The organism is Bradyrhizobium sp. (genome assembly GCF_036735945.1).
Taxonomy (GTDB): Bacteria; Pseudomonadota; Alphaproteobacteria; order Rhizobiales; family Xanthobacteraceae; genus Bradyrhizobium.
The window spans coordinates 1-10,238 of the sequence record NZ_DAINNI010000156.1; the positions used below are offsets into that span (position 1 = coordinate 1).

At 65.7% G+C, this 10,238-nt stretch carries 12 protein-coding genes; 3 read left to right on the plus strand and 9 right to left on the minus strand.

Translation table 11 applies throughout. The annotated features are described in order from the left end of the window. The 7 genes from V7E26_RS27050 to murJ form a co-directional block, all read right to left on the minus strand. On the minus strand, nt 1-368 hold a 368-nt coding region (locus V7E26_RS27050; protein WP_324422255.1), incomplete at its 3' end, for a Fur family transcriptional regulator. A gap of 51 nt (nt 369-419) precedes the next feature. Beyond that, complete coding sequence (gene rimI / locus V7E26_RS27055; protein ID WP_324422257.1) at nt 420-905, minus strand: ribosomal protein S18-alanine N-acetyltransferase; 486 nt, start codon at nt 903-905, stop codon at nt 420-422. After that, the gene (gene tsaB / locus V7E26_RS27060; RefSeq protein ID WP_324422258.1) at nt 902-1,600 is read right to left on the minus strand and encodes a tRNA (adenosine(37)-N6)-threonylcarbamoyltransferase complex dimerization subunit type 1 TsaB; all 699 of its coding nucleotides are present in this window, start codon (nt 1,598-1,600) and stop codon (nt 902-904) included. Before tsaB ends, rimI begins: the two co-directional genes overlap by 4 nt. 200 nt (nt 1,601-1,800) lie before the next feature. Further along, on the minus strand, nt 1,801-2,370 hold the full coding sequence (locus tag V7E26_RS27065) for a NifU family protein (protein ID WP_324422260.1): 570 nt from the start codon (nt 2,368-2,370) through the stop codon (nt 1,801-1,803). A 261-nt stretch (nt 2,371-2,631) separates the two neighbouring features. Continuing rightward, on the minus strand, nt 2,632-3,126 hold the full coding sequence (locus V7E26_RS27070) for a universal stress protein (RefSeq protein ID WP_324422262.1): 495 nt from the start codon (nt 3,124-3,126) through the stop codon (nt 2,632-2,634). 92 nt (nt 3,127-3,218) lie between these two features. After that, a complete protein-coding gene (gene trpS / locus V7E26_RS27075) occupies nt 3,219-4,271 on the minus strand; it encodes a tryptophan--tRNA ligase (protein WP_324422264.1) in 1,053 nt (350 codons plus the stop codon). An 81-nt stretch (nt 4,272-4,352) separates the two neighbouring features. Then, entirely contained in the window at nt 4,353-5,897 is a 1,545-nt protein-coding gene (murJ, locus tag V7E26_RS27080) for a murein biosynthesis integral membrane protein MurJ (protein ID WP_324422266.1), read from the minus strand. Nucleotides 5,898-5,990: 93 nt separating this feature from the next. Here murJ and V7E26_RS27085 point away from each other — a divergent pair, with 93 nt between their 5' ends. The 3 genes from V7E26_RS27085 to V7E26_RS27095 all read left to right on the plus strand — a co-directional run bounded on the left by V7E26_RS27085 (nt 5,991) and on the right by V7E26_RS27095 (nt 7,505). Further along, nucleotides 5,991-6,992, plus strand: a complete 1,002-nt coding sequence (locus tag V7E26_RS27085) for an adenosine kinase (protein ID WP_324422268.1) — start codon at nt 5,991-5,993, stop codon at nt 6,990-6,992. Between the two features lie 146 nt (nt 6,993-7,138). Further along, nucleotides 7,139-7,312, plus strand: coding sequence for a hypothetical protein (locus V7E26_RS27090; protein WP_324422270.1), 174 nt, complete (start codon nt 7,139-7,141; stop codon nt 7,310-7,312). A gap of 4 nt (nt 7,313-7,316) precedes the next feature. Continuing rightward, complete coding sequence (locus tag V7E26_RS27095) at nt 7,317-7,505, plus strand: hypothetical protein (protein ID WP_324422272.1); 189 nt, start codon at nt 7,317-7,319, stop codon at nt 7,503-7,505. 142 nt (nt 7,506-7,647) lie between these two features. Here the strand turns inward: V7E26_RS27095 and V7E26_RS27100 are convergent, their stop codons facing one another. Beyond that, nucleotides 7,648-9,342 (minus strand): AMP-binding protein, encoded by a 1,695-nt coding sequence (locus tag V7E26_RS27100; RefSeq protein ID WP_324422274.1) that lies wholly within the window; start codon nt 9,340-9,342, stop codon nt 7,648-7,650. A gap of 174 nt (nt 9,343-9,516) precedes the next feature. Next, nucleotides 9,517-10,238: serine hydrolase domain-containing protein (locus tag V7E26_RS27105; RefSeq protein WP_324422276.1), on the minus strand; the 722-nt coding region annotated here is incomplete at its 5' end.

The window sequence follows — 10,238 nt, forward strand, 5'->3', positions numbered from 1 at the left end:
TCGGCCTGCAGCTTCTCGATCTCTTCCGAGGTGAACTCGATCACCTTGCCGTCGCGCAGATTGATCAGATGATCGTGATGGCTGTCGGGCATCTGCTCGTAGCGCGCGCGGCCCTCGCGGAAATCGTGCCGCTCGATGATGCCGGCATCCTCGAACAGCTTGACGGTGCGATAGACCGTGGAAATCGAAATCTTGTCGTCGACCGCGACACAGCGCCGATAGAGTTCCTCGACGTCGGGATGGTCGACGGATTCCGCGAGCACGCGCGCGATCACGCGGCGCTGTTCGGTCATGCGCATGCCGGTGGCGGCGCAGCGCGCCTCGATGCCGGTATTCTTTTGCGCGGACGGGGATTTCAATGCGGGCATGGTCTTCCAGCGCCTTGGGGCAGGTTGGAGTGTTTTGCCACCGCGCGCATCCTACGACAAGTCGCGTCGCATCAGAAGTGCGTTCAACGGCTCGCCGCCCGCCTGCTGGTAATAGCGTTCCCGGCGGCCGATCACCTCAAATCCGGCCCATTCGTAAAGACGCCGCGCCGGCTGATTGTTTTCCTCGACCTCGAGGAACACCTTGCGGACGCCGCGACCGGCGAGATGGCCGAGATGTGTCAGCAACAGATCGCGCGACAGGCCGCGGCCGCGCCGGGCCGCATCGATGGCGATCGACAGCAGCTCGGCCTCGTCGGCGCCGATGCGCGACACCGCGAAGCCTATGATCTTGCGCCCGAGCCTCAGGCGATGAACGAGCGTGTTGCGCTCGCTCAGCATCACCTCGAATTCGCCTTCGCCCCAGCCGCGGTGAAACGACGCGCCATGCAATTGCGCCAGCCGCGCCGCGTCGCGCTGGCCGGCCGGTTCGATCGCGGCCGCGCCGCCGCCCCACCACCGGGAAAACCATGTCATCATGGCGCCGGCGGTTGCGATGCGCCGGATAGCGGATCCTTCGGCGGCTTGGCATCGGGGGCACGCAGGTAATACGGCCGCGCCGGCGAGCCCTCCGGATTGACGGCGGCACCGAGCCACGCCACCCATGCGATATCGGGCGCGGCCTGCTGATCGACCTTGAACGGCGGCGGCGCATATTCCGGCCAGCGTTGCGCGAGCATATCGGCGGCGTTGCCGACCAGATGCGGCGTACCGAAGCGCGCCGCATCGAGCGCTTCCGCGATCGGTGCGACCTTCGGCTTGATCAGCGAGTGCCCATCGCCGCCCAGCACCTGGAAATAAACATGATCGTGCCGCGCATCGACGGCCGATATCACCGGATGCTCGCTGTTCTCGCTGACGATGGGGGCGGCGAACGCGGTCAGCGTCGTCACGCCGACGACCGGCTTGCCGGCGGCAAGCGCGATGCCACGCGCGGCGGAGAGACCGACGCGCAATCCGGTGAAGCTGCCGGGGCCGGTGGTTGCAGCGATGCGGTCGAGCGCCGCAAAGGGGACGCCGGACGCCTTCATCACGCGCGCGATCAGCGGCATCAGCGCTTCGGCATGACCGCGCTTCATCGGCAGCGTTTCCAGCGCGATCGCGCGGCCCGCGCCGGTGTCGAGCACGGCCGCGGCGCAGGCATCGAGCGCGGTATCGATGGAGAGGATGAGCATCGCTTCCCTATAGCGCTTTCGCGCGAACTGGACACCGGTTCGGGGCAGGAAAACGCGCCAAAAGAAGCACGCGGCTTCCGTCGGCAGTCAGCGCGCGGCCGCAGAGGCCTCCGGCATCGGGCGGGCAGCGTAAGAAAAAGGCGAGTGGTGAGCGGCGAATAGCTTCCATTCGCCACTCGCTACTCCCTATTCGCTCATCATCACATCGGCCGGACTTCGACCACGTCAGGCACGAAATGCCGCAGCAGGTTCTGGATGCCGTGCTGCAGGGTCGCGGTCGAGGACGGGCAGCCGGCGCAGGCGCCCTTCATGTTGAGATAGACGACGCCGTCCTTGAAGCCGCGGAAGGTGATGTCGCCGCCGTCATTGGCGACAGCCGGGCGCACCCGCGTCTCGATCAGGTCCTTGATGGTGGCGACGGTATCCGCATCCTGCGCGTCGAAGAACTCGCCTTCCTCGTCGGAAGCATCGTCACTGCCGGCGGTGCCGTCGGCGAGCAGCGGCGCGCCGGACATGTAGTGTTCCATGATGGCGCCGAGGATCGCGGGCTTGAGGTGCTGCCAGTCGCCGTCCGCCTTGGTCACGGTGACGAAATCATAGCCGTAGAACACGCCGGAGACGCCTGAAATGCCGAACAGGCGTTCGGCCAGCGGCGAGCGGGCGGCGGCCTCCAGGCTGGAAAATTCCATCGTGCCGCTGTCGAGCACGGTGCGGCCCGGGATGAATTTCAGCGTGGCGGGATTGGGCGTGGCTTCGGTCTGAATGAACATGATTTTTTCTCCGGCGTCGCCGGTTCAAGGCCGGCGCGTGGGGTTCCCTTAGCAGATGGCGACGGTGAGCGCACGGTCAAGAGGAGAAATCAGTTACTTTGGAATGGCATAGGTCCCGGCTCTGCGTCGCGTCATTGCATGCCGCGCCGCGTCCGGGACACGAAGATCGCCGGCTCCGGAGGCCTCCGTTCCCCGGATGCAGCGCAGCGTGGAACGGTGCGCTGCCAGGCCGGGGTCCATGTCGCATACCATGACCTGGCCTTACGACAGTCCGTCGATGTCGGAATCGGAGAGGTCGCCGGGCACGATGACGACGGGAATCGGGAACGAGCCGGCGACTTGCGCCATCATGGCGATCAGAGGGCCGGGTCCTTCGGGGCCGGGATTGGCGGCGAGCACCAGCATCGAGATATCGACGTCCTTGTCGATGACGTCGAGGATCTGCGCGATGGGTTCGCCCTCGCGAATCACCCGCTCCGGCGTGATCGCGGCAATGCCGTTGGCGCGGCCGGAGGCGCGGTCGAGCGCCTCGTTGGCGGCCTCTTCGGCCTCGGCGCGCATGATGTCGGCTACCCCCAGCCATTGCTGGTTCTGGTCCTCGATCGCGATGATGCGCAGCATCACCACGCCGCCGCCGCCGCGCACCGCCCAGCGGCTGGCGTAATATACCGCGCGGTCCCACTCCGCGGTGTCGTCAACGATGACGAGGCATTTCGGCTTGTGCCCCGTTTCGTAGCTTCGTCGCTGGCTGGTCATGCATGTCCCGGTGCTGCGCCAAACCGACGCATGGTGCCACGGCGCGGCCGCTTTCGACAAGCGGCCTCGCTGCGATCAGGCGTTCGTGATGCCTAGCGCTTTCGGATGAAGCCGACGATGTCCATGGTCTTGCGCATGGTTTCATCCGCAAGAACACGGGCGCGGTCGGCGCCGTCGACCAGGATGCTGTCGACATGGCCGGGGTCGGCGACCAGCCGCTTCATCTCGGACGCGATCGGCGCCAGCTTTTCGACGCAAAGTTCCACCAGCGCGTTCTTGAAGCCGGAGAACTGCCCGCCGCCGAACTCCCTGAGCACGTCGGCCTTGTCCTTGTCCGACAGCGCCGCATAGATGCCGACGAGGTTGTCGGCCTCGGGGCGGTTCTCCAGCCCCTTTTCCTCCGACGGCAGCGGTTCCGGATCGGTCTTCGCCTTGCGAATCTTCTGCGCGATCAAGTCAGCATCGTCGGTCAGGTTGATGCGCGAATTATCCGAGGCATCCGACTTCGACATCTTCTTGGTGCCGTCGCGCAGGCTCATCACCCGCGTCGCGGGGCCCGTGATGAACGGCTCCGGCAACGGAAAGAACGCGCCGTCGTTGAAGCCGTGGCCGCGAATCGAATCGCCGAAGTCGTTGTTGAACTTCTGCGCGATGTCGCGCGACAGCTCCAGATGCTGCTTCTGGTCCTCGCCGACCGGCACGTGCGTGGCGCGATAGAGCAGGATGTCGGCTGCCATCAGCACCGGATAATCGTAGAGCCCGACGGAGGCGTTCTCGCGATCCTTGCCGGCCTTCTCCTTGAACTGCGTCATGCGGCTGAGCCAGCCGACCCGCGCCACGCAATTGAAGATCCAGGTGAGCTCGGCATGGCCGGCGACCTGGCTCTGGTTGAACACGATGTGCTGCTTCGGATCGATGCCGGCGGCGAGGAAGGCCGCGGTGACCTCGCGGGTGTTGCGCGCCAGCTCCGCCGGGCCGCCCCAGACGTCGACGCCCTGCGTGATCGCGTGCATGTCGACGACGCAATAGATGCAGTTATGGGTCTGCTGCATCTTCACGAAGTTGACGATCGCGCCGAGGTAATTGCCGAGATGCAGATTACCGGTCGGCTGGACGCCGGAGAAAACCCGTTCAACAAAGGCCATTGGTCAGCTTCCCGAGAGTGCCTGTATCGGATGCCTGTATCGCGCCGTCGTTTGCCACGCGGGCGGGGCCGGTGCAAGCCGTTAAGCCCGCGTCCGCCTCAAGGCGTTAACCGCTTCGCGCCAGCCCGTGACGCCGAAAAGTTGCAGAAACATGCCGTAAACCGCAATTCCCGCCGCGATCACGGCGAGCAGCAGGACAGCCTGCACGAGGCCGTGTGCGCCTGAGGCCAGCGCCGGCAGCGCGCGCGTCAAAAGCCAGAGAACCGCGCCCATCGTGAGCGCCGAAAGCGCGATGCGCGGCAGGCGCCGGCGGGCATCCGCATCGATCGAGAACCCGAACGTCTCCGCGCCCCGGCGGATCAGGCGGAGCGCCATGCTCCAGGCGCCGAGCGCGATCGCCGCCGCAATGCCGCCGGCGCCGTACCAGTGTCCCAGCAGGTAGGCGGAAGCGACCGCGAGCATGACGCCCAGCGTAGCCGCGACCAGCGGCGTCATCGTATCCTCGCGCGCGAAGAACGCCGGCGACAAGGCCTTCACCAGCACATGCGCCGGCAGCGCCAGCGCCAGCCACATCAGCGCGCGCGCGGTGGCCTGCGTATCGTCGGCTGTGAAGGCGCCGCGCTCGAACAGCAGCCGCACGATCGGTTCACTCAGCACGATCAGCCCGAGCGTAGCCGGCAGCGCCAGCGCAACGGCCAACTCGAGCCCGCGCGATTCCGCATGCGCGACCAGGCCATGATCCTCGCCGCGCACGGCGCGCGTCAGTTCCGGGATCAGCACCGTGCCCATGGCGACGCCGACAATGCCGAGCGGCAGTTCGACCAGGCGGTTTGCGAAATACAGCCACGACACCGCCGACGGCGAGGACGAGGCGATGATCGCGCCGGCGACCATCAACAATTGTGGCGCGCTTGATGCCATCATGCCCGGCGCGGCCTTGCCGAGAAAGCCGCGGATTTCCTTGTCGAAGGAAACGCGCAGCGGCGCCGCCAGCGCCTCGCCCCGGCGCAGCACCAGCACGGAAAGCTGCAGCAGCCCGGCGATGCCGACGGTGGCGGCGATCACTTGCGCGGCGTGCGCCGCATCCGGCCTTGTCACCAGCAGCACGGCCATCACCGCGATCAGCGCGATGTTGAACAGCAGCGGCGAGAACGCCGTCAGCGCAAAACGTCCTTGCGCGTTCAACAGCGCCATCATCACGGTCACAGGCCCCGCAAAGGCGAGGTACGGCAGCATCAGCCGTGCATTGTCGGTCGCAAGCTGCAACGTCTCGCGCCCGGCAAAGCCCGGCGCCAGCACTGACATGACCAGCGGCATCGCCAGCGCCAGCAGCGCGGTCAGCGCGATCAGCAGACAGGCGATGGTGCCGAGCACGCGGCCTGCGAACGCCGCGGCCGCCTCCGTGCCGCCGCGCTCGCGCACCCTGAGCCACGCCGGCACCAGCGCCGCGTTCAGCCCGCCCTCGGTGAGCAGCCTTCTCGCGACATTGACGAGCTGAAACGCCGCGAGAAACGCATCCGCCACCGCGCCTGCGCCCAGCAGCGCCGCCAGTACGGAATCGCGCGCGAAGCCCAATAGCCGCGACGCCAGCGTTCCCGAGGATACCGTGAGAAAGGAGCGGATCATGGCTCGTTCTATAGCAGCCGCTTCCCTTGCTGGCGCGGGGCCGATCTGGTAGGCCGCAACCTTTCGCGCAACGCCGTAAACAGGACGGAATCGATGGCTGACGCAAAATACGACGTTCTCGGGATCGGCAATGCGATTTTCGACGTGCTGGTGCAGACCGACGAGGGTTTTCTCGCGCGCCACGGCATGACCAAGGGCGGCATGGCGCTGATCGACGAGGCCCGCGCCACCGCGATCTACCGCGACATGGGCCCGGCGACCGAGATGAGCGGCGGCTCCGGCGCCAACACCATCGTCGGCGTCGCCGGCTTCGGCGCGCGCACGGCCTTCATCGGCAAGGTCAAGAACGACCAGATCGGCGGCCTCTACACCCACGACATCCGCGCCGCCGGCGTAGCCTATGAAACGAAGGCGGCGGAAAGCGGCCCCGCCACCGGCTGCTCCTACATCCTGGTGACGCCGGACGGCGAGCGCACCATGAACACCTATCTCGGCGCCGCGCAGGATCTGAACCCGTCGGACATCGACGATAGCGTGATCGCGGCCGCCCGCATCGTCTATCTCGAGGGATATCTGTGGGACCCCAGGAATGCCAAGGAAGCCTTCGTCAAGGCCGCCACCATCGCCCACAAGGCCGGCCGCCAGGTGGCGCTGACGCTGTCGGATTCCTTCTGCGTGGACCGTTATCGGGACGAGTTTCTCGACCTGATGCGCAAGGGCACCGTCGATCTCGTCTTCGCCAACGAGGCCGAACTGCACTCGTTGTACCAGACCTCTGATTTCGACGGCGCGCTGAAGCAGCTCCGCGCCGATGCAAAGCTCGGCGTCGTCACCCGCAGCGAGAAAGGCTGCGTCGTAGTGGCCAGGGACGGCGTCACATCAGCGCCCGCGTTCCCGATCCAGAAGCTGGTCGACACCACAGGCGCCGGCGACCTCTTCGCCGCAGGCTTCCTGTTCGGCCTCGTCCGCAACGCAGGCCATGAAATGTGCGGGCGCCTGGGCGCGCTGGCGGCAGCCGAGGTGATCCAGCACATCGGCGCACGGCCGCAGGTGTCGCTGAAGGAACTGGCGGGGCAGAACGGGTTGGCGGTGTAGGCCCGCGCGCTTTCCGGTGTCATGGCCGGGGTTGGCCCAGCCGTCCACGCCTTGTCTTGCACCCGGAGCCTGCGGACTTCCGAAAAGGCCCAACTTCGCCTAGAAGTTGATCCCTTAACGAATCCGGCTTCCATTCGGAGGACAGGGTGGTCAGCAAGGTCCGGAACGAACTTGACTGCAAGCCGCAGAACGCCCCGCCGTTCGATGCGGAGGCTTGGTTTGCGCGTCTCGACGAACTCGGCGCACGCGAATTCCTGCCGCACGGCATCCCCGATGAGCCGCCGGCTCAACCCGACCCGCGCGTCTTCTTCGACGAGTGATTTGATGAAGGACGAATACAACTTCTCGACCGCCCGACGTGAGGGCGACGAGTTCACCATCGTCGATGTGGCTGAGCGAACGCTGGTCGTACAGAAGGAAGACCGGCGCAAGGCCGCGCTGGAGCGTCTGGCCTCGCTCAACTGGACGCTTCCGCCCGACTACAGATTCGATCGGGACGAGGCGAACCGCTGATCGTCGCCCCCGCCATCGGCCCCGATCACTGATTTGCCCGACAGCGCAAATCAAATCTCGCTTACCGTCACGGGTAATTTCTACTTTGCATGGGGTTGTTTTCGATATTTTCGATCTGAGGGCTGCACGGCCGCCCTCCCTCTCACGCCGTCTTCGCTGCCTTCAGTCCCAGCTTCGCCTCCACCGCCTCGCGCATCAGAAACTTCTGGATCTTCCCCGTCACCGTCATCGGAAACTCATCGACGAATTCGACGTAGCGCGGGATCTTGTTGTGGGCGATCTGGCCGTGGCAGAAGGCGCGGACGTCGTCTGCGGTGAGCGCCTCGCCGGGGCGGGTGCGGATCCAGGCGCAGAGTTCCTCGCCGTAGCGTTCGTCAGCGACGCCGAACACCTGCACATCCTGGATCTTGGGATGGCGATAGAGGAATTCCTCGATCTCCCTGGGGTAGAGGTTCTCGCCGCCACGGATCACCATGTCCTTGATGCGGCCGACGATGTTGCAATAGCCGTCGGCGTCGATCACGGCGAGGTCGCCGGTGTGCATCCAGCCATTGGCGTCGAGCACGTCGGCGGTCTTTTCCGCCTCGTCCCAATAGCCCAGCATGACGCTGTAGCCGCGGGTGCAGAGTTCGCCGCGTTCGCCGCGCGGCACCACGCGCCCTTCGAGATCGACCACCTTGACCTCGACATGCGGATGAATCCGCCCGACGGTCGAGACCCGGCGCTCCAGCGGATCGTCGGTCGAGCTCTGGAAACTGACCGGCGAGGTCTCGGTCATGCCATAGGCAATGGTCACCTCGCCCATGTTCATCTCGCCGTTGACGCGCTTCATCACCTCGATCGGGCAGGGCGCGCCCGCCATGATGCCGGTGCGCAGCGATTTCAGGTTGAAGCGCGAGAACTCGGGATGATCGAGTTCGGCGATGAACATGGTCGGCACGCCGTAGAGCGCGGTGCATTTCTCGTTCTCGATGGTCTGCAGCGTCGCCAGCGGATCGAAACCTTCGCCGGGATAGACCATGGCGGCGCCGAGCGTGACGGACGCGAGGTTGCCCATCACCATGCCGAAGCAGTGGTAGAGCGGCACCGGAATGCAGATGCGGTCCGCTTCCGTCAGGCGCATCGCGCGGCCGACGAAATAGCCGTTGTTGAGGATGTTGTGATGGGTCAGCGTCACGCCCTTCGGCGAGCCCGTGGTGCCGCTGGTGAACTGGATGTTGACCGCGTCGTCGAACTGCAGCGTCGCGGCCAGCGCGGCGAGCTGCTCGCGATGCCGCGCGCCGCCCATCTGCGCCACGTCGCCGAACGCGATGGTGCCGGGACATTTCGGACCGCCGATCTGGATCACCGCGCGCAGGTGCGGCAGCCGCGCCGACTTCAGTTCGCCGGCTTGCGAGGTCGCAAGCTCCGGCAGCAGCGTGTTCAGCATCTCCATGTAGTTGGAGGTCTTGAACGCGGTGGCGGTGACGATCGCCGCGCAGCCGACCTTGGCCAGCGCGAATTCGAGTTCGCTCAGGCGGTAGGCCGGATTGATGGTGACGAGAATGAGCCCCGCTTTCGCGGCGGCGAATTGCGTCAGCGTCCATTCCGGACGGTTGAGCGACCACACCCCGATCCGCGCGCCACGTTCGAGGCCGAGCGCGAGAAAGCCCGCCGCCAGTGCGTCGACGTGACAGGCGAATTCCTTCCACGTCCAGCGCACGCCATGACCAGGCGAAACCAGCGCCTCGCGATCGCCCCAGCGCTGCGCGGCGCGATCGAGGCAGCCGCCGATGGTGTCGCCGAGCAGCGGTGCGTCGGCGGTGCCGGAGACGTAGCTGTGGATCGGGTGGGTCAAGGGCGCTTCTCCATGAGGTACGCGTGCTACGTGATAGAAACCCTATGTCGGCACCGTCATTGCGAGGCGCTCGCGACAAAATTGCAGAGCAATTTTGCGCGGAAGCGACGAAGCAATCCATCTATCCGCCGCACCATGGATTGCTTCGCTTCGCTCGCAATGACGGCCTGCGCCTTACGCCGCCTTCTGTCCGCTACCGGTATCGAGCCCGGCGTAAACCCCGCGCTCGAAGCCTGCAAATGCTTCCAGGCATTTGGCGTCCGCGAACGGCAACAGCTGCATCAGGATCACGCCGGCGACGTCGCGCGCCGGGTCGATCCAGAAATAGGTGTTGGCGAGCCCGGCCCAGGCGAGGCTGCCCGCGCTGCGGCCTTCCGCCGTCTTGGCGGTGTTGATCATGAAGGAGAGGCCCCATTTCTTCACGATGTCGGGATAGAGATCGACGTCGTTGGTGTAGATCGGCATCGCCGTCGGTATCTTGCCCATGGTGAGTTCGCCGATGTTGTTCTGGCTCATCTGCGCGATCGTCTCGGGCTTCAGCACCTGGTTGCCGTTGCCGCGGCCCTTGTTCAGGATCATCTGGGTGAACTTGATGTAGTCGCCGGCCGTGCCGTAAAGGCCGCCGCCACCCATGTGGAATTCCGGATTCTGTTCGAGCTCGAACGGCAGCGGCCCCAGCGCGCCGCCTTCGCCGCGCGCATGCATGCCGACGAGGCGCTGCCGCATCTCATCGGTGATCTTGAAGCCGGTGTCGTTCATGCCGAGCGGTACAAAGATGTTATCGCGCAGATAAGCATCGAGCCGCTTGCCGCTCACCGCTTCCACGGCCTTGCCGACGAAATCGATATTGGTGCCGTATTCCCAGCGCGTGCCGGGATCGGTCATGATCGGCGTCT